The organism is Bifidobacterium callitrichos (assembly GCF_008698085.1).
Taxonomy (GTDB): Bacteria; Actinomycetota; Actinomycetes; order Actinomycetales; family Bifidobacteriaceae; genus Bifidobacterium; species Bifidobacterium callitrichos.
In genome coordinates this window covers 386,975-406,953 of sequence record NZ_RZJP01000002.1, presented here as the reverse complement: position 1 = coordinate 406,953, position 19,979 = coordinate 386,975, and the positions used below count along the sequence as shown (strand labels likewise).

The 19,979-nt window shown below is 55.8% G+C and carries 13 protein-coding genes; 6 read left to right on the top strand and 7 right to left on the bottom strand.

Annotated elements, in window-relative coordinates:
• Positions 1–41 precede the first annotated feature (41 nt).
• Together EMB92_RS06285 and EMB92_RS06280 are read right to left on the bottom strand one after the other, a co-directional pair.
• Complete coding sequence (locus tag EMB92_RS06285) at positions 42–1,277, bottom strand: glycosyltransferase family 2 protein (RefSeq protein ID WP_190973582.1); 1,236 nt, start codon at positions 1,275–1,277, stop codon at positions 42–44.
• A gap of 19 nt (positions 1,278–1,296) precedes the next feature.
• Entirely contained in the window at positions 1,297–3,738 is a 2,442-nt protein-coding gene (locus EMB92_RS06280; RefSeq protein WP_150394174.1) for a glycosyltransferase family 2 protein, read from the bottom strand.
• 134 nt (positions 3,739–3,872) lie between these two features.
• Between EMB92_RS06280 and rfbA the strand changes: the two genes are divergently transcribed.
• Both rfbA and EMB92_RS06270 read left to right on the top strand, forming a co-directional pair.
• Positions 3,873–4,772 (top strand): glucose-1-phosphate thymidylyltransferase RfbA, encoded by a 900-nt coding sequence (rfbA, locus tag EMB92_RS06275; RefSeq protein WP_150394173.1) that lies wholly within the window; start codon positions 3,873–3,875, stop codon positions 4,770–4,772.
• Between the two features lie 57 nt (positions 4,773–4,829).
• On the top strand, positions 4,830–6,242 hold the full coding sequence (locus tag EMB92_RS06270) for a glycosyltransferase family protein (protein ID WP_150394172.1): 1,413 nt from the start codon (positions 4,830–4,832) through the stop codon (positions 6,240–6,242).
• Here the strand turns inward: EMB92_RS06270 and EMB92_RS06265 are convergent.
• The 5 genes from EMB92_RS06265 to EMB92_RS06245 form a co-directional block, all read right to left on the bottom strand.
• Positions 6,221–7,285 carry a glycosyltransferase gene (locus EMB92_RS06265; RefSeq protein WP_150394171.1) on the bottom strand — a complete coding sequence of 355 codons (1,065 nt, stop codon included), beginning with the start codon at positions 7,283–7,285 and terminating at the stop codon, positions 6,221–6,223. The two genes, EMB92_RS06270 and EMB92_RS06265, sit on opposite strands and share 22 nt — an antisense overlap.
• A gap of 90 nt (positions 7,286–7,375) precedes the next feature.
• Positions 7,376–8,932, bottom strand: a complete 1,557-nt coding sequence (locus tag EMB92_RS06260) for a sialate O-acetylesterase (RefSeq protein WP_190973581.1) — start codon at positions 8,930–8,932, stop codon at positions 7,376–7,378.
• Positions 8,933–8,993: 61 nt separating this feature from the next.
• Complete coding sequence (locus EMB92_RS06255; protein WP_150394169.1) at positions 8,994–9,917, bottom strand: NAD-dependent epimerase/dehydratase family protein; 924 nt, start codon at positions 9,915–9,917, stop codon at positions 8,994–8,996.
• 54 nt (positions 9,918–9,971) lie between these two features.
• A complete protein-coding gene (locus tag EMB92_RS06250; RefSeq protein ID WP_150394168.1) occupies positions 9,972–11,321 on the bottom strand; it encodes an ABC transporter ATP-binding protein in 1,350 nt (449 codons plus the stop codon).
• A 1-nt stretch (position 11,322) separates the two neighbouring features.
• Positions 11,323–12,156, bottom strand: a complete 834-nt coding sequence (locus tag EMB92_RS06245; RefSeq protein WP_150394167.1) for an ABC transporter permease — start codon at positions 12,154–12,156, stop codon at positions 11,323–11,325.
• 130 nt (positions 12,157–12,286) lie between these two features.
• On the opposite strand from EMB92_RS06245, the gene EMB92_RS06240 reads away from it, so the two are divergent.
• The 4 genes from EMB92_RS06240 to EMB92_RS06225 all read left to right on the top strand — a co-directional run bounded on the left by EMB92_RS06240 (position 12,287) and on the right by EMB92_RS06225 (position 19,935).
• Complete coding sequence (locus EMB92_RS06240; RefSeq protein WP_150394166.1) at positions 12,287–14,194, top strand: DUF4422 domain-containing protein; 1,908 nt, start codon at positions 12,287–12,289, stop codon at positions 14,192–14,194.
• A 3-nt stretch (positions 14,195–14,197) separates the two neighbouring features.
• A complete protein-coding gene (locus EMB92_RS06235) occupies positions 14,198–15,361 on the top strand; it encodes an acyltransferase family protein (protein WP_150394165.1) in 1,164 nt (387 codons plus the stop codon).
• Between the two features lie 130 nt (positions 15,362–15,491).
• Positions 15,492–17,843, top strand: coding sequence for an alkaline phosphatase (gene phoA, locus EMB92_RS06230; protein ID WP_150394164.1), 2,352 nt, complete (start codon positions 15,492–15,494; stop codon positions 17,841–17,843).
• Positions 17,844–18,024: 181 nt separating this feature from the next.
• Positions 18,025–19,935 (top strand): alpha/beta hydrolase fold domain-containing protein, encoded by a 1,911-nt coding sequence (locus EMB92_RS06225; protein ID WP_150394163.1) that lies wholly within the window; start codon positions 18,025–18,027, stop codon positions 19,933–19,935.
• Positions 19,936–19,979: the final 44 nt, after the last annotated feature.

Below are 19,979 nucleotides of genomic sequence, written 5' to 3'. Positions count from 1 at the left end.
GCGAACAAGCCGGAGAGAACCTATACTCGCCTTCTCCTGTCTCACATCTTCGGCAGGATTTGTTTGATTCGTCGCGTCAGTTTTTGCAGAAGCCCTGATTGACCCTTGTTCGAGGTCTGACTCGTTATAGCTATAAGCCCGGAATCGATAAGATGCCGCCGGGCAATCGACCTGAGTTCGAGATAATGCTCGTTACGTTCGTCTATAGTGTCCATGGCCTCGATATTCTCCACCATCTGAAGATACCGCAGTGCGTTCGTCTTGTTCTTCTGCGCCATTTCACTGTCTCGATCTTCGGCGACGAGGAAGGCGTACGCATAGTCACGCACGTATCGGTACAGTTCGCCGCAGACGGTGTCCGGCGACCAGCAACGCAACGCGGCCTCCAGCCCTTCGGCCTTGTCCGCTTCCGGCAGGTTATCCTGCCATTCGTTCATTGTGTGTTCGATGAGTCGATCCCGGACGTCCGCAATCCGAGCTTCCCAGTCATCTCGTGAGATGTCCTTGCGGTGTTCATTTACGAAATCTCGGATCAGTTTCAGTGCCTTGGCATCGCGTTCGGCAAGTGTGGAGAAGGCTTTGACTGTCAGCTGACTGCCCAGTGTCTCTCCGCGACCCAAATGGTAGACGTACCATGGCGAATCGGGAATCGCCTCGTATGTGTGTGCTAGGGAATCGATGATGAAGCACATATACAGATCGTCCGAAAGCAACAGACGGGTATTGGCTGCCATGCTGTAGGCACGTCGTGCCAGATCGCCGCGGAACATCTTATGGTGTACATGCCAGTCAAATCCATCGTGCTGGGCGAACTGCGTGGCGAGTATCTCGTCGCCGTGCAGAGCCCGCGGTTTTGGCGTGAGGAAGCCGGTCATGCCTTGGGCGGCTTCGCGAGCGGATTCAGTCGCCGCCTCCACGCGTACGCCGTAATGGTAGATGTCCGAGGGATGAGCCACGGCATATTCGTGGAGATCGGCGAGGGTGTTCACCTCCAGCGCATCATCCTGATCGACGAGCAGCACGTATGCTCCACGGGACACCTGTACGCCGGTCCGTCGAGCCGCCAACGTTCCCGCGTTGGCGGCATGACGTAGAACTTTGACCCGCGGATCCTCCTTGGCGAGCTCCTGCATGACCGCATACGTGTCGTCCGTGCTCGCATCGTCGACGATGACGATCTCCAGATCACCGAACGACTGCCCGGTGATGCTATGCACACACTCCGGCAGATACCGGCTGTTGTTGTACGCAGGGATAATCACAGAAAAAACAGGCATGCATCCTCTTTGGTTTTGGTTACCAAGTGATTTTGTAATGGCCGTTGGCCTGATCGAGATTGGCATTGATATACTTGCCGATCTCGATGCGGCTGTCCCATCTGGCGTAGAACTTTGCCTGTTCATCAATGGCTCGCTTTTCGCGCTCAGGATCGACTTCATCCCTACCACGGCTGACATGCTCCGCGTGATAAAGCCTGGCGTCGGGATTGAACACGACCAGATATCCTAGCTCGCCGACCTTTAGACTGAGGTCAACGTCATTGAGCACCACGGCCAATTCCTCGTCCAGTCCTCCGACTTTGTTGAACAGGTTGCGGCGAACCATCTGGCAGGCTCCGGTGACGGCCGCCACGTCGACGGGATATCGCAGAGTCTCCATGTAGCCGCCATCCTTGTGGGACATGAATTCACCGTAGTGTCCCACATGATCGCGGGTGACGAAGATGCCGCCATGTTGCACAAGCTTGTCGCGGAAGAGCAGCTTCGCGCCCACCATGCCGACTTCGGGGCGAGTGAACAATCCGGCCATGGCATCGAGCCAGTCGTCATTGATCACTTCGGTGTCATTGTTCAGGAACAGCAGTAGCTCGCCATCACTGTGTGCGGCACCATAATTGCAGATGGCGGAATAATTGAATCCCGTGCCGGGCCACGTCACCACATGGACGCGTGCATCGCGCCTTTGAATATCCTCGTAATAAGCGAAGGTCTCCTGTTCTGTGCTGTTGTTCTCCACCAACGTGATGTCGAAGTTGTCATAAGTGGTCTTACTCAGCACAGATTCCACGCATCTGGTCAGCATCGATACATGATCCTTTGTTGGTATGATGATGCTGACCTTCGGCGTGTGATCGGGGTAGTACTTGATTCGATGACGGAAAATCAGTTCGGAATCCGTCACTTCGGCCTTGACTCCCATGCGTTCGAAATGTCGGGCCACGGACAGGCGTCCGGCCTCTTCGGCATAGGGCTTGCTGCCGCTATTGGCGCTTGTGGAGTTCTGATGCATACGCCAGTGATACAGCACCTGCTGAATGCCTCGGATACTGCGTGCCTTCTCAGCGCATTTGAGCGTCAGATCGAAATCCTGCGCGCCGGCGACATCTGCGCCAGATAATTCGACTTGATCCAGTACATGACGGCTGACCATGAGCATATGCGTAATGTAGTTGCCGCAGTACAGCAGATCTGCATTATATTGCGGTTTGAAAGCGGGATGCCTGTATCTGCCGTTATCGAGCAGGTCCTCATCACAGTACAGCAGATCGGCGTCAGGGTACCGACGAATCTCACTCATGTATCGGTACAGGATGTCCGGCTCGACGACATCATCATGATCCATGAAGGCGATGTACTGTCCCTGAGCATGCTCGATGCCAATGTTCGTGTTCTCTGGAATGGTTTTGTTCTCTGCAGTAAGCACCTTGACTCGTGGATCCTTGATATCGTCAAGTGTCGCCGTAATATCAGGGGCATCGCCGCTGACGTTCACCAGAATCAGCTCGAAGTGCTCATAGGATTGAGCGAGAACGGAATCGACGAATGCCTTCAGGTACTCGACCGGCGGTCGGAACACCGCTGTGACGATGCTGATCAGGGGCGTGTGGTCCCATGTGGTAACGGTCCGGCGCTGGTTGGCGACGTCCGCCCATGTGGCGCGATGCCGCTCGAACCATGCGGCATATCCTTCATCATCCCAAGGTTTTTTCGTCAGATCGAAGGCACCGCTGATGAATCCCGAATACATAGGCTCACTGATGCACACGAAATTACCATCGTGGTTCTCCGGCTTCACATGGACACACACGGTTTTCGGCTCATCGGAAAGGATAACGGAGTATGTGGTGTCCTGAATACGCTGAGTCGAGTCGTTCGGATCGGTGATCGCATCGCTCTCCAGTACAATCGGCTGTACATCCACACGATTGCCGGCTTTGTCCAGCACGGTAATGCTGCACTTTTCCGAAACTCCTGTATAAGGGTGCCTCACACGGAATCGGCAAGATACTTCGTGGTCTTCCATGGGGAAGATGCCGGTGAAGTATACATAGGTCCCGCCTGAAAGCCGTCTTTGATCGATGTCGCGAATCTGTGCCGCGAAATCCGGCTGGTATTTATAGGTGAGTCGTGACCTGACTTTGGTGTCAAACGTCTTGAATGGCATTATGAGCAGCATCTTGCCGCTGTTACGCTCGCGGATCTGGATATCAAGTGTGATCTGGTCGAGCAATGGCACCACGACGATCGCGATGTAGGAACCAGGTTCCGGATTGTCGCCGGCGGCTCGGCTGGCAATGGCATCTTCCCCCGGGAAACCGATCCGATAGATCGGACATGTCACTTGCACTCCTGAGGGTGTCGGTGCATAGGCCTCCAAAGACTCAGGTTCGCAGTCGGTTGCGATTTTGATGTATCCCTTGCCGCTACCACGGCAAAGGCCCAGCATCTTGATGCTCATCGTTGTTCTCCGTTTCCGTATAGCTGTACAGACTCTAGCATTGGGGACGGAACCGATCGTTAGCACGAACTGAAGTGACAAAAGCTGTACGGCTGTATGATTGCCGTATTCGCCTTATGTGGAAAGGAAGACAATTGAAAGGCATCATTCTGGCCGGAGGCTCGGGCACGAGGCTGTACCCGCTCACCTCGGTGACCTCCAAGCAGCTGCTTCCCGTCTATGACAAGCCGATGATCTACTACCCGCTGTCCACGCTCATGCTGGCCGGGATCCGTGACATCCTCATCATCTCCACACCGCACGATCTGCCGAACTTCGAGCGTCTGCTCGGCGACGGCTCGCGCTTCGGCCTGAGTCTGAGCTACAAGGTCCAGCCCTCGCCGGACGGCCTCGCACAGGCCTTCCTCTTGGGCGAGGAGTTCATCGCCGGCGACGCGTGTGCGCTCGTGCTCGGTGACAACATCTTCTACGGCAACGGGCTGTCCAAGCAGCTCAAGGAGGCAGTCCGCTACGCCGAGCAGGGCGAATCCAGTGTATTCGGCTACTACGTGGACGATCCGGAGCGTTTCGGCGTCATCGAGTTCGACCGTGACGGGCGCGCGATCTCCATCGAGGAGAAGCCCGCTGAGCCGAAGTCGAACTATGCGGTCACCGGACTGTACTTCTACGACAATCGCGTCGTCGACTTCGCCAAGCAGGTGAGGCCGTCCGCACGAGGCGAACTTGAGATCACCGACCTCAACCGCATGTATCTGGAGGACGGTACCCTGCGTGTCACCACGCTCGGCCGCGGCTACGCGTGGCTGGACACCGGCACGATGGAATCGCTGTACGAGGCCGCCGAATTCGTGCGTTCCGTCGAACGCTCGCAGAGCCTGCCCATCTCCGTGCCGGAGGAGATCGCCTACGAGCATGACTGGATCAGCAAGGAGGCGCTGGTCGAGGCGGCCCACGCCTACGGCAAGTCCAATTACGGCAAGCATCTGCAGCAGGTCGCGGAGGAGAAGGTCCTCCTGAACAGGAGAAGCCATTGACGATGGTATGAATCTTGAGCAGTTTGGTTGACCATTGACATTAGAGGATAAAATAAGATGAATACCATCAGGAGAGTCCGTCATAAGTTAATGAGTCATGATGCTATGCCGCAACGATTGCTGCTTGCTGCTTTTCTGGTGGCATATTTTGTCATACTGTGCGCGCTTTCGGTGAGAGCTCCTATTGACAAGGATTTCTTCCCCGATGAGAAGTGGCGTCTGACGCTTCCTCTGTACTTCTATGAACATGGATCATTGCCGACGGGCTACGAGGAAAGCACACGCATGACTCCATGGGGATTCTCCTATGCGAGTTATCCCCTGATGCTGAGCACCGTCCTTGGTGGAATACTCATGAAGATCATGGGATTGATGACGTCCAATATCAATTGGATCGTCTTCGCCGGGCGATTGGTGTGTATCGGCGCCGGAGTCGTATTCGCATATTTCGTGATACGTATCTCGGAATTGCTGTTCGATGCACCCATCAGTTACCTATTCGCATCTACGGTGATTTTCCTGCCGCAGATCGTATTCTGTTCCCTGTATTTCAACAACGACATCATTGCCCTTTGCGGCAGTTCCATGATTCTGTATTCATGGCTATTGGGATTCAAAAACGGCTGGTCCATACGAAGCGGCATCCTACTGACATTGGGAGTTGCTGTCATCGCGTTGTCGTATTACAACGCCTATTCGTGGATCCTGATGAGCATATTCGTGTACTTTCTGGTATGGCATCGCTCTTCGGATAGCTTTGTTTCATTATTCCAGAATCGACGATTCTATCGCATGACGTTCATGATCATCGGCATCGTATTGGTGCTGATACTTCCGTTCTTCATTCGCGCTGCGATCATCAACCATGGAGATTTTCTGGGATTTTCCACGGTCTCCCGTATGAGCGAGCAGTACGGCGAAAGCAGTTACAAGCCGTCGGGACGCCCTACGCCACAACACCTCGGCATGAGCCTTTGGGGCATGCTGACCACGAACCATTATCTGGGTGGTACGAATAGCTGGCTGCTCTTCACCTATCGGAGCTTCATCGGCGTATTCGGCCCCATGAAGGTGTTCCTGCCGCAGATCATGTACATACTGTTCGGACTGATATTCTCGGTTGGCGTGGTGGGTTGCATTGCCGGAACCATATTCGATGCCGTACATGGGGCGTACGGGAAGCGCTGGTGCTTCGATGCGGTGATGCTGTGCAATATGGTGATCGTGATCGCCCTTGCCCTGCAGTACAGCTATGCCACGGATTATCAGGCGCAGGGACGCTACATTCTGCCGATGGTGTTGTCCTTCATGTATTTCGTCACGCGAGGCTGGTCCTATGCACTCAACGCCGTTGGTGTCGTCACTAGGCGCAAGGAGCTCATATATCTTCTGTGCGGAGGTGTGATCGGCGTCGAGTGCTGTCTGGTGATCGTTTCGTTCGTGGCGTACTACCTGCCGGCGGTGCGCTGAGCCGCATCGTCTGAATCATCTGAATCATTGAAATCCGGAATGTACTCTCCCAAGGGCCCCTGCTTGGGGTCCTTGGCGATGAGATACAACGGCATGCCCATCGAGGAGCGGACGCTGATGCCGATGTATTCGGCCACGATACCGATGGACAGCAGAATCAGACCGCTGAACACCAGGAATACGATCATCAGCGAGGTCCATCCCGGTACCTTGATCGCATGGCTGAACAGCTGCATGAAGAACAGTACGATGGCCCACACGATGCCGGCGAAGGATGTCAGTCCGCCGATGGCACTGACGAAACGCAGAGGACGCGTGCCTCCGGTGATGACCATGCGCCAGAAATGGCCCAAGAGACGAATCAGATTGTACGACGACTGATGATCGCCCTCGGATCGCAGCGCAACAGGGCAGGTGGCGATGCGATTGCCAACCCATCCCAAAGCAACGTCGAGATACGTGTCATTGCCGGCATGAACGGCCAGGGCACGTGCCACATCGCCAAGGATAAGACGGAAACTCTGGTACTTCGGTGCATCGTTCGAGCCGAGCAGGTGCTTCGCGACGAACTTGGCGCCCCATGAGGTGAGGTTGCGGAACAGCGAATGCGGGGCCGCATTGGTCGGCTTCGCATAGATGATGTCCGCCTGCTCGCGCATGGCGACATCCAACATGTCCCCGATGGCATGAGGATCGTGCTGACCATCCTCATCCATGGTCACCACCCAGTCTCCCGTGCTTTGCGAGATGCCGGCGAGAGTGGCCGGGTGCTGGCCGTAATTGCGGCTCAGCCAAACTCCATGGACGAAGGGATACCGCCGTTCAAGCTCTCGGATGACGATATCGGAGCGATCTCGGCCATGATCGAATACCGGCAGGATTTCGCTCACTCGGTACAGGTGTCCTTGGGAGGATCGCCGAACGGTATGGAAGTCAGCCAGCTCTGTGACCACCTTCTCAAGGGTCTTCTCTCCTCCGTATACCGGGATGACCGCGGAAACGTTGTGGACATACTGATTGCTTGTCGTCGATGACTGTTCCACCGAAACACCTTTCTGTTTGATGGGCCGAATACGTCTTCTCACCGTGTAAAGATACTCGGGTTCATACCCTTGACCGCGGTTTAAGCAATGTCATGATTCATCATTCAGAACACTGAGAGTAAACGGACTTGCTGGAAGATGATAGGAATTGTATAAGAGCGTGTCGCATTCAGGATTTGCGGACCATAGATAACGCACTTGACGTATGTCGTCTACTGCATCTGAAAAAACGGAGATGGTGTCATCCTGAATGACAGCTTCGGCTGAATGGTAGACACTATCGCTCCCCGCCACCTCAAAGCCGGTGAGAGACTCATCAGTTGCACGCGACAGATTCTTTGAGGTCGCGTTTTTGGAATAGTTCGGCCTGCGAACATTCAGACCGTTAGCGGTATCTTCACGGAAGGTGATCTCCGCTACCTGACCACGATGACGAGAGACCGCTTTTTGCGCCAGTGGACCGCTAGGAACGGTACGGTTATTGTTGATCGCCTTCCACTGGCTTGCCATGCGCTGGGCCAGTATTTCCTTTCCAAGCGGATGGATGATGCCGTTGGTTCCCTTATCGGTGTCGAGGCTCACGGTCATCGCTGTACCATCCTTGCCATCGACGTTTGTTGCGACAACGAACTGTGCTTGGCGCACTTTGGCCCAATCGTCGTTGCCGGGGAATCGAGCGAGTTGCACGTATAGGAACGGTAGCTGTGAATTATCGAATAGTTTCCGATACTGCTGGATAAGTGTGGAGAAGTTGTACTGGTAGGCAAGCGCCATGTCGTCTGACATACCGTCTTGTTCGCCCTGATACCAGAGAATTCCAGCGATATTGAACATTTTGAGCGGGGCGACATGGTTGTTGTAGATATCACCTCCGGCCATATGTCGTGCGATTTCAGTGCCGCCCCACGCCGTTTGGATAATGCCTATGGGGATTTTCGGGCTGTTGGACCGTAGTTGCTCTGCAAAATACTGCGGTAGATAGCCAAGGTAGTCAGCATTGACGGTATTCGCAGGTAGCCAGGAATCCGAATTATACTCTCGGAGTGGAAGATTGTCTTGTGTCTGCTCCGAGGATTGATGATCGGTCACCAGAAAATACACATGCGTGTCGTTGATGGGAGCTGGCAAATCAGTGACATCTGCTGCGTTGCCGAGATTCGCACGTTCCTCAGATTCTGTATTGTAGTAGTCGTAGTAGTTGACTTCCATATTAGACTGTCCTGCAGCAAGAAAAACATTGCCTACATACGCATGTTTGATTTGCCGCAGGACTTTGTTTCCGCTTGAAATGGTAAATGTGTATGCTTTGAGCTGGGCAGGTGGGGCCGGTAATGCGATTTCAAATCGCCCTTTGTCATCGGCAGACGATGTCTGCGAACTCTGCTCCGTTTTTGACTGTAGAGTTGCGGTAAGAGTGCCATTGGGCGATGTCTTTCCCTGAATGGTGATGGTCTTTCCTTGTTGGAAAACCATGTTTTCCTTATAGTAGTTTGGAAGGATGACCTTGTTGGCTTGGGTAAATGGCGTCATTGGTTCTCTGGCGAATGAGCGCTGATCGAAAAATAGATATACCGAACCGATGGTGATGATCACAACAAGCATCGCGCTGATAATAGCAATGACTTTGTGCGACCACTCTGCGTTCATGAACGCCGTGCCATTTGTTTCTTGGTCCTCGTTAGATGACATGGTAACCGCCGGTTAATTCTTATTCGGAGTGAGTGACGAAGAAGTTATGAGTATGCTTAATGCCTTCTGCCAAGGGAATGAATTCGTCGATGGTAGATATAGCGCGATATTTCGAGATATCCAAGACTGAATATGGCGCGTCAACTTTACGCGCTGGCTCGTACATTATGTTAAGCGATTCCGGCAGTGCAGCTTCTATTGTCGTGATCACATCGGCAACGGAGACTCCGGTTCCGCGTCCGAGATTGTATATGGAGTTCATTTCGCCGTGTTCGATGACATCGATGATTCCCTGAATGGCATCATCGATGTAAATGAAATCGCGTACTACCGATCCGTCGCCAAAGATATGAATGGTGTCGTGGTTGGTCGCCTGGTAGACCAGTTTCGTAATCAGCCCTAGTGGACCGTGCGGGTTCTGCCCGGGGCCATAGGGGTTGGAAAGCCGGATGATCTGGTACTGCATGGAGCTGTAATGCGAAGTCAGTTGCAGCGCCTGTTCGATCATCACCTTTTGCAAACCGTATGTGTTATATGGTGAGGGCGGATCCGTCTCGCGATTGGCGCGATATGCCGAACCGCCATAGATCGTGCCACCGCTGGAAAGGAACAGCAGCCTTGCGACGCCTTCGGCAACGCAAGCGTCAAAAAGCTCCACGGAAGGAATGACATTGGCGTGGATCTCATCCAATGGTCCTTTTTCCGTTCCGGGAACTGATGTGCTGATCAAGTGAATAACAAGGTAAGCGCCCCGAACTAGGCTGGCGAAGTCGTACCCAGTGACGAATTCGCCCGAAATGTACTTGACGTTGGCTAATCTCTGATTGCTTGAGGGCAGCTTGCGATCGTAGACGACTACGGCATTAGTGGGAATTTGGCTGAGTTGTTCAGTCAACTTTTTCCCAAGAAAACCGTTTCCGCCTAATATGACGATCTTTCGCATCTGTTGCCCCTCTTAGCAGCTATTTGCATTGCAATTGCGTATGCTCAGTAAACGTTATCGCTGCTTGATGACTGTCTGCCGTACTGCGAGATCGGCATCAAGAGACTGGTACTGCAATACTGACTTGTTGATCAGCGCGAAGTTATCTGCACCCTTCGGATCGCGCAGCGAGAAGTCGCACGAATTGCCTTCGTTGGTGAAAGCCACCATCTGTACATGCTCATGGTCGTCCGTGCTGTTCAGGTATTCGTGCATTGATGCCATGAGTCTGAACTCCCCGTTGTTGAAGAGGTTCATCGGCAGATGGAAGTGCGCTGTGTGGCGCCCGCGCTTCGCGAGATCGAAGCTGTCTCCGTACGAGACGCCTCCTCGGCGGATGTCGTGCAGAGCCAGTGCCACGTAGAAATCCTTGTCTCCGCGGTAGTCGTATTCGACTTCGAAGTCGAAACCGTCCATCGTGCACACCGGTTCCTTGCTGGGCCGCACGGCCAACAGCGGAACCGTCTCGTTCAGACCGGTCGGGTACGAGCCGTCGGAACGCTGACCGGAATCCGCGGCCTTCCCTTCGCGCTTGAGATTCTCCAGCGTGTACCGATCCGCCACGTCGTTCTTGTTGCCGCTGACGATGATCTCACCGTCCTTGATGAGGATGGCCTTGTTGCAGTATTTCTTGACCGCGTCCATCGAGTGGGTGACCAGGATGACGGTCTTGGTGGGGTCCTTGCGGATCTCGGCGAAGAAGTTGTCGCACTTGCGCTGGAACGCCTCATCGCCCACGGCGAGCACCTCGTCGAGGACCAGAATGTCGCCCTGCGCCTTGATGGCCACGGAGAACGCGAGTCGCACCTGCATGCCGGAGGAGTAGTTCTTGAGCTTCTGGTCCATGAAGTCGCCAAGTTCCGCGAAGTCGACGATGTCGTCGTACATCGCGTCGATCTCCTCGCGGCTGAAGCCGAGGAGCGCGCCGTTCAGGTACACGTTCTCACGGCCGGTGAGCTCCGGGTTGAAGCCAACGCCCAACTCGATGAACGGCACGAGCTTGCCCTTGACCGTCACGTGGCCCTTCTCGGGCATGTAGATCTGGGAGATGATCTTGAGCAGCGTGGACTTGCCGGAACCGTTGCGTCCGACGATGCCGAAGAAGTCGCCCTGATGCACCTCGAAGTTGATGTCGCGCAGCACCTGCTGCTCGGTGTAGCCCTTGATGCCGCGAGTCCAGTTGAGGAACGCCATCTTGAGACCCGTGGCCTGTTCGGTGGGCAGGCGGAACGACTTGGCGACGTGCTCGACCTTGAGCACGACCGGACGGTCGTCATTGGAGTCGTTGGTGTTCTCGACTTCGGTCACGCTGGTCTTATCCGTCACGTTCGAGGTCTCCTTCTTCTCGATTGCGGAATCACCCATATCACAGCACCTCCGCGAACTTCGCGCTGTACTTGCGGAACACGTGGATGCCGGCCCACAGCACGATCACGGACAGCACGTACGGCAGCAGGCACAGCCAGCGGTTGTCGATCATCGTCCAGATCGTCGGCACGTACTCCGGCGAGAGCAGGTTGTGGCGGATGTCCATGATCGTCTGCGTGGTGGGCGAAAGCATGAGCAGATCGGCGGCCCAGCTGAACTTGGGGTTCTTCTGGACCATCGAGATCGGGTAGATGATAGGGGTCGCGTAGAACATCGCCTGCAGGACAACCTCCCAGATGTGCCCGATATCACGGAAGTACACGTACAGGGAGCCGAGCAGCAGCGCCACACCAAGGGAGATCGCGTACAGCTGGATGATGCTGGGGATGACCAGCAGCACGCGCCACGTGTAGTGGGCGTGCGCGAACGTGCCGAAGAGGATCACGACGCACAGGTTGATCGCCAGCGAAATCATCGAACCCATCGTCGTCGACGCGACGATGATGTAGTTCGGGAAGTGGATCTTGCGCAGCAGATCGCCGCGGTCGACGATCGCGCGCATGCCCATGCTCGTCGATTCGGAGAAGAACTGCCACAGGCAGGTGCCGCACAGCAGGGAGATCGGGAACGTGGGCGTACCGTCGGAGAACTTGAGGAACTTGACGAACACCACGTACATGACGGCGAACAGCATCAGCGGCTGCAGCACCGACCACAGGACTCCAAGGAAGGAGCCCTGGTAGCGCAGCTTGAAGTTGGTCTTCACCAGCTCCTTGAACACGATCAGCGCGTAGTGGTACCTCTGCTGGAGACTCTTGACTAGGTTCTTCACAAGCGTCCTATCCTATCTCATGCGTATCTCATGCGAAACTTTCGGGGACGGATCCGCCGCCGGTCGCTCGGCACTCCCATATATTCTAAAGTGTTAGTCGTATTTGTCGAAGTAAGACGGAGTACTACACATGGCTCTTACAGCGCAGTCTTCCAAGCCGCAGCAGCCGGCCCGCATCAAGCTGTTCGTGTCGGCGCACAAGCCGGCGGCCGTGCCGGACGGTGCGAGCATCGTGCCGATCCAGGTGGGAGCGGCCAACGCGCCGAGGCTGTTCGAGGATATGCTGCACGACGATGACGGCGAGAATATCTCCGAGAAGAACCCGATGTACTGCGAGCTCACCGCCCAGTACTGGGCGTGGAAGAACGCCGACGCCGACTACTACGGCTTCTGCCACTACCGCCGCTACTTCGACTTCACCGAGCTCGAGCACCAGCAGAACGATTACGGCGAGATCATGGACAGGTACATCGACGATCTGGCGATCGCCGAGTATGGTCTGGACGACTACAGCATCGCCCGCGAGGTGAATGGCTGGGACGTGATCACCTCGCCTCTCAACGACGTGCGCGCGTTCGGTGGATTCGCCAATCTCAAGGATCATTGGGATGGCGATGCGCACCTGCGCCTCAAGGATCTGCGCCACATGTACGACATCCTGTGCGCGCGCCACCCGGAGTACCGTGAGGATGCGGATACGGTGCTGAATGGCCACAAGGCGTGCTTCTGCAACATGTTCATCATGAGGAAGGCGATCTTCAACGAGTACTGCGAGTGGCTGTTCCCGCTGCTCGACGAGTTCACGGAGGAGTGGGATCATTCGCTCGCGGACGTGCAGACGCTGCGCACGCCGGGGCATCTCGCGGAGCGACTGCTCAACATCTTCATCGCGCATCACCAGCGTGTCTCCGGTCCGGAGCATGGCTGGAGGATCAAGCAGCTGCAGTGCGTCCACTTCACGTACCCGGAGCCGGTCGGCTCTCTGGAGCCGCTGGACCGCAATCCGCGTGACGTCGTGCCGGTGATCTTCGCGGCGGACGATAACTACGTGCCGATGCTCACCACCACGATCTACTCGATGCTCGCGAATGCGAACCCGGAGCGCTTCTACGACGTGATCGTGCTGGAGCGTGACATCTCCGAGCAGAACAAGCAGAACATCACGCAGTTCCTCGCCGAGTTCCCCAATGCGGAGATTCGCTTCTACGACGTGAGCCGGGCGATGGCCGGATACGAGCTGACCACGAGCAACGCGCACATCAGCGTGGAGACCTACTATCGGTTCATTATCCAGGACGCGCTGCCGTTCTACTCGAAGATCCTGTACCTCGACTCCGATCTCGTGGTCAACGCGGACATCGCCGAGCTGTACGACACCCCGCTCGGCGACTGCGCGCTCGGCGCGGTGCGTGATCTCGACTTCCTTGGCAACCTCAACATGAAGGACGGCAAGCGCTTGGAATACGTGGATGCCAAGCTGCACATGAAGCAGCCGTTCGACTACTTCCAGGCGGGCGTGCTGGTGATGAACCTCGATCGCATGCGTGACATCCACACGGTGCAGGAATGGCTGGATATTGCCTCGCAGCCCGGATTCATCTACAACGATCAGGACATCCTCAACATGGAGTGCGAGGGTGACGTGACGTATCTGCCGTACGACTGGAACGTCATGCACGACTGCGCCGGCCGCGTGCACGGCGTGTTCGACTTCGCGCCGGCCGCGGTGTATCAGGCGTATCTGGAGTCTCGCAAGCATCCGAAGATCGTGCATTATGCGGGCTTCGACAAGCCGTGGAAGAACCCGTGGTGCGATTTCGGCCCGCTGTACTGGAGCTACGCGCGCAAGACCCCGTTCTCGTTGCAGACGATGGCCGTGCTTGCGGACGTGAAGCGTCCGAAGCCCGCCGTGCATCACGAGCGCGCGATCGCCGAGGACAGCCCGATCAGGAAATACGCGGATGCGATCGCACCGAGCGGGTCGAAGCAGAGGGAACTGCTCAAGGTGGTGGCTCGGAAGCTGCAGGGGAAGAAGTGATTCGTGGTATTTGACGCTGAGCATAAGAGCTTTGGCAATATGGTTGCGGGGCAGAAGACAGCATCGCTGCATCGTGTCGCGGCATATGATATGGCGCGAGGCATGGGAATTATATTTGTGGTCATCGGCCATACTTTGCCAATGGACACTTATGGTAGAGCTCTCATATACTCTTTTCATATGCCGCTCTTTTTCATTATTAGTGGCGCTGTTATGAGACGAGAACGGCTTACTGGCTCATTGTGGGATAGGATTTGTGCGTCTCTGCATAGTGAGAGAAAGCTGTCTGCAAATTATATTTTTTATTCATTGTGCTTCTTGGTCTATGACCTAATAGTGCGTTATTTCTACTTGCGGCAGATGGGGAAGCGCGATCTTGTATGGGATGTTTATCAAACTCTTGTTCTGTATGGTATCAACGTACTGTGGTTTTTGGTCACGCTGGTAGTTGCAAAAGCAGTGACTTCTATACTGGCTTCATATGTTCAATCAGAGCTGTATCTAGTTGGCATTGCCATACTTATGTATATGGTTTTTGCGTTTGTGGGTAACTATGTAACTGCAAGAGTGCAGCCATTCAGTGTGATGAAGGTAATTTATTATCCACTGACTGCCTGTATTGAAATACTTACTATGACTCCGTTTGTACTTTTGGGATACGTGGCTCATGTATACCTGCCTGCGGTCATAGATCGTTTTAAGTTCTTGTTGCCATTGTTGATTGTGCCCAATGTAATATGGTGTTTTGCTTTTGGTGCAGTGGATTATCATATGCTCAGAGCGAGCTTCCCGCCACTTTCTTTATTGCTGGCTATTACTGGCGCCATGGCTGTATTTGGCATTGGTGCAATTGTTTATAATATTCCATTGATTAGTGATATTCTGAATTGGTCTTCTCGTAATTCATTATTTATTATGGTGACACATGAGTATCTTCTTATAGGGTACTTCATTATTGAACCGATTCTTTACCGATTTAATATAGGGGATAATGCCTTATATATTGCCATACATGTGATCTTGCTGATGGTTATCGAGGTTCCCCTGTGTCATTATTTTAAGCCGATGGCGGATAAGTGCATTGGACGAATGCTTGACTTGACCGGCAGATGTGGGCGGCATTCTTGTTCTTCTGATGAGAAGGTTGCTGGCATTCCCCGGTATTGATTATCATTCTCAGAGTATTCCAAGAATTCACCAAAATATCCCCAAGGTGCCCCATAGGTGTCGTTCAGGCGACGGATACGATTCCTAACGTGAGCCTCGTACTGAAATCAGAGGTACGAAAGGACCAATCATGGGGAAGCACAATGGTCTGAAGGCGGCAGTGGCCGCCTTCGCCGCGGTGGCCACGCTCGCGGGTGTCGCGGGCACGGCGAACGCCGCCGACGGTAAGGACGTCGCGGCTCTGTCCGTCCACGGAGGTGCGCAGCGCATCGCCGCCGTCGGCTCGAAGAACGCGAAGAACGTGATCCTGTTCATCGGCGACGGCATGGGTGATTCCGAGATCACCGTCGCCCGCAACTACCTGCACGGCCTCAACGGCAAGTTCGAGGGCATCGATCGCCTCGGCCAGCCCACGCAGGGCGTCGAGACCGGTGTCGGCCAGTACACCACCTTCTCGCTGGGCAACAGCTCCAACGATGGCCTGCTGGCCAAGAAGTCCGACGGTACGCTTGCCGGCTCCAAGACCGCAGGCGTCCTGACCCCGGTCACCGACTCCTCCGCCTCCGGCTCCGGCTGGGCCACCGGCACCAAGACCTACAACAACGCCGTCGACATCGACGTCAAGGGCAACCCGCAGCTCAACCTCATCGAGCTCGCCAAGGCTGCCGGCAAGGCCACGGGCAACGTGACCACCGCCGAGATCCAGGACGCCACCCCGGCCGTCCTCGAATCCCACTCCTCCGAGCGCGCCTGCTACGGCCCGCAGGGCAAGTGGGACGGCAAGACCGACACCAACAAGGACGGCAAGATCGACGCCTCCGACGGTGCCGCCGAAGCCGCCAAGCGCTGCCTCGCCGACCAGCTCAAGGCCAACGGCGGCATCGGCTCCATCTCCGAGCAGCTGCTCGACACCCGCGCCGACGTGACCATCGGCGGTGGCGCCAAGTACTTCAACCAGTTCGGTCTCGACGGCAAGACCCTGTGGGATCAGGCCGCGGCCCGTGGCTTCCAGACCGTCAAGTCCGGTGACGTGAACGGCTTCAAGAACCTCTCCTCCGCCGACCAGACCAAGCCGGTCCTCGCCCTGCTCGGCGACGGCAACCTGCCGACCGAGTTCAACCCGTCCGTCGCCACCAAGCAGGACCCGAAGAAGGACGAGAACCCGACCGTCTGCACCGTCAACCAGAAGTGGCTCGGCAACCAGGGCGCGTCCCTCGCCGACTTCACCAGCAAGTCGATCGACCTGCTGCAGAAGAACCCGAACGGCCAGAAGAACGGCTACTTCCTGCAGGTCGAGGGCGCCTCGATCGACAAGCAGGACCACAACGCCAACGCCTGCGGCCAGATCGGTGAGACCGACGACCTCGACAAGGCCATCTCCGCGGCTCTGAGCAAGGTCGACCTGAGCAACACGCTCGTCATCGTCACCGCCGACCACGCCCACACCTCCCAGATCGTCGAGTCCCAGCCGATCTACGCCCTCAGCACCGTGCTCAAGAACCGTGACGGCTCCAAGACCGTCATCTCCTACGGCACCTCCGAGGACGACCTCTACGGCAACGGCAAGGACACTTCCAACGACGTCGAAGGCAAGGCCGATCCGAGCAAGACTCAGGGCAACATGAGCCACACCGGCACCCAGCTGCGCATCGCCGCCTCCGGCCCGAACGCCTCCCGTGTCGACGGCCTGACCGACCAGACCGACAACTTCTACACCATCGGCAACGCGCTCGGCCTCGCCACCAGCACCGACGCCCAGAAGAAGCTGTCCGACGGCGCCCAGGTGAGCGTCGAAGGCAAGGACGGCGCCTACACCGCCAAGGCCACCGGCTTCAACGGTGACGCGGTTCTCGCCTACCAGCTGACCGACGCCTCCGGCAAGGTCGTCGACCAGTCCGCCTCCAGCACCCCGCTCTCCGGCGTGCGCGTCCAGACCGCCGGCATCACCGAGATCGCGCTGAAGAACGCGAAGGAAGGCTACAAGCTCACCGTCACCGGCCGTCAGTCCGGCAAGACCGTGACCGTGACCCTCGGCAAGGGCGGCCAGACCCCGGGCCAGCCGGAGCAGCCGACTGAGGGCAAGGTTCCGGTCTACCGTCTGCACAAGGGCAGCCAGCGTCTGCTCACTGCCGACGAAAACGAGTACAAGGTTCTGCAGGCCAACGGCTGGATTGGTGAGGGCGCTGTCTTCGATGGTGTTCCGACCGACACGAAGGATGCGACCAAGGTCTACCGTCTGCGCAAGGGCACGGTGTTCCTGTACACGGCTGATGAGAATGAGTACAAGTTCCAGCAGAGCCATGGCTGGACTGGTGAAGATGTTGCCTTTGCTCTGCCGGCTGACGGTACCCTGTCTGTATACCGTCTGCGCAAGGATGGCAACTTCCTCTACACGTCCGACGAGAATGAGTACAAGGTTCTGCAGAACAACGGCTGGATTGGTGAGGGTGTTGCCTTCAAGGCATATGATCCTGCCGAGTGACTATCAGCCGCTGTCTGAGGCGATAATTGGATAACTTAGTCAGATAGGTGGGTGCCGGAGGCGAATTCCCCGGCACCCACCTTTATTGGTTGTATGAGAGCATTCGAATAATGCGATGTACGTCCATCGACTATAGTGGCTCAAGTATTTGTTGAGAGCCGAGACTGTAGGTGATGGCTATATGGGTGGACGTGCATCCTCTCGAATGACGCATGTCGTATGCGCGGTACTGGCCGTGATGGCAATGTTTGCTGCTGCCGTAATGCCGGTGCGGGCACTGGCTGATTCCGTGGTGCCGGAAAGCGCTGCTGCGTCTCTTCAGGAGACCGATCGCAACACCGGAGCTGCCTCGAATGATCAGGAATCGAGTACCGAGGCCGAGGAAGACAAGTCTGCTGAAACGGATGACGAGGATGTTCCATCCGCTAATGAGCTGAACTCGGAATCAGACAAGAATGCTAGTGCCAATGATGGAAACTCTGTCGATAGCACGACAGGTGCTACGAACACAGGTACTGAAGCCAGCGCCGGCACAAGCGACGATAACAGTGATTCGACGACTTCGGATGGAAACGCAGATTCCGATAAATCTGACGCGGCACCGGTCACTCCGTCGACCGGCACCACGGTAGTCAATGGGAACATCGTTACTCACGCGGACGTTCCCTATATGGCTCCGTGGAGCGCGGAACAGACACAGAAACTGGATGTCTACAATGCGGCGAGTGCTGCGACGGCTGCAGACGGCAAGGGGCAGCCGGTTGTCGTCTTCATCCACGGCGGCGCATGGATCCACGGCGATAAGTCGTTCCTTTCCGAACGCATGCCGCTGGTGAATACGCTGTTGCAGAGCGGCTATGTCGTCGCATCCATCAACTATCGACTTGCCGCGGAATCCCCTTGGCCGGCTCAGATCAATGATTGCAATTCCGCCGTGCGCTTCCTGCGTGAGCACGCTGCAGAATACGGCATCGATCCAGATCGTATCGCCGTATTCGGAGAATCTGCCGGCGCGCATCTGGCGATGATGATGGGCGTGACTAACGGGAGTCGCCAGTTCGTCAACACTCAGGATGGCAACAAGGCAGCCGTCTCCAGTGACGTTCAGGCGGTCATCAGCGGCTTCGGCATCTCCGAGGTCGACGACTGGGGCAAGCTCTCGGGGGACGATGTCTCCACTGCCGTATATGCGAAGAATCTGCTGTTCGGAGTGACGGAGGGGAAGCAGTACACCGAAGCGCAGGCCAAGGAGGCAAGTCCTCTGACCTACGTGAGTGCCAAGGCAGCCCCGATGCTGCTGGTTCACGGACAGAACGATAGGACCGTGTCCTACCGTCAGACGGTGATGATGGAACAGGCTCTTAAGCAGGCTGGCGCCAAGAACGTGTCTACGTGGTATCCGGAGTATGGGCCGCATGGCTTTACCGATGTGTTCTGCGAGAACGTCACGGCTCAGCAGCGCTACCTCGATTTCCTCTCAAAGGTGTTCCCACAGTCGCAGCAGGGAAGCACTGACAGTACGCACACTATTGAAACGGTTCCCGTATACCGTTTCTATCAGTCTTCGCATCGCACTCACCTGTTTTCTGCACAGGCCAATGAGACCACGGTGCTCGGTCAGGATTGGACCGGCTGGCTTAAAGAGGGAATCGTATTTCGAGTGCTGCCTGATGCGGAATCTGGTCCGGCTCAGGATTCGGGTGAGACTTCGAATAACTCAAACAAGGATGCTGTTTCATCGGGGATTTCTTCGGCGAATGGGATCTCCGCAGACGAGACGGGCGTCTCTGCCGCTCAGCCTTCGACTGTGACCATCAGTCGTATGCATAATACGAGTACTGATGACTACATCTACACAGGGAATACGGATGAGATTAATGTGCTGAGGCGCAATGGATGGGTGGAGGAATCAGTGTTCCGCACTATTGCTACTGGCGGAATCTCCATTCATCGTCTGTATGATGTACGCACGAACCGCCACATGCTGGTCAGCAATGACACGGAAAAGCGAGGGTTGATTGCACACGGTTGGCGTGATGAAGGTATTGCATTTCATGCTTATGCTGTTGATCAGCTCTCAGTATCGCGCTAATGCCAGTGAAGATGACTGATAACTGGTAGAAGAGTGTGGCCAGA

Bases quoted from the DNA above. Each gene is read 5' to 3' on its own strand.
- EMB92_RS06255 (WP_150394169.1), bottom strand. From the start codon at position 9,917: ATGCGAAAGATCGTCATATTAGGCGGAAACGGTTTTCTTGGGAAAAAG.
- EMB92_RS06260 (WP_190973581.1), bottom strand. From the start codon at position 8,932: ATGAACGCAGAGTGGTCGCACAAAGTCATTGCTATTATCAGCGCGATG.
- EMB92_RS06225 (WP_150394163.1), top strand. From the start codon at position 18,025: ATGGGTGGACGTGCATCCTCTCGAATGACGCATGTCGTATGCGCGGTA.
- EMB92_RS06280 (WP_150394174.1), bottom strand. From the start codon at position 3,738: ATGAGCATCAAGATGCTGGGCCTTTGCCGTGGTAGCGGCAAGGGATAC.
- EMB92_RS06285 (WP_190973582.1), bottom strand. From the start codon at position 1,277: ATGCCTGTTTTTTCTGTGATTATCCCTGCGTACAACAACAGCCGGTAT.
- EMB92_RS06250 (WP_150394168.1), bottom strand. From the start codon at position 11,321: ATGGGTGATTCCGCAATCGAGAAGAAGGAGACCTCGAACGTGACGGAT.
- phoA (WP_150394164.1), top strand. From the start codon at position 15,492: ATGGGGAAGCACAATGGTCTGAAGGCGGCAGTGGCCGCCTTCGCCGCG.
- EMB92_RS06270 (WP_150394172.1), top strand. From the start codon at position 4,830: ATGAATACCATCAGGAGAGTCCGTCATAAGTTAATGAGTCATGATGCT.
- EMB92_RS06240 (WP_150394166.1), top strand. From the start codon at position 12,287: ATGGCTCTTACAGCGCAGTCTTCCAAGCCGCAGCAGCCGGCCCGCATC.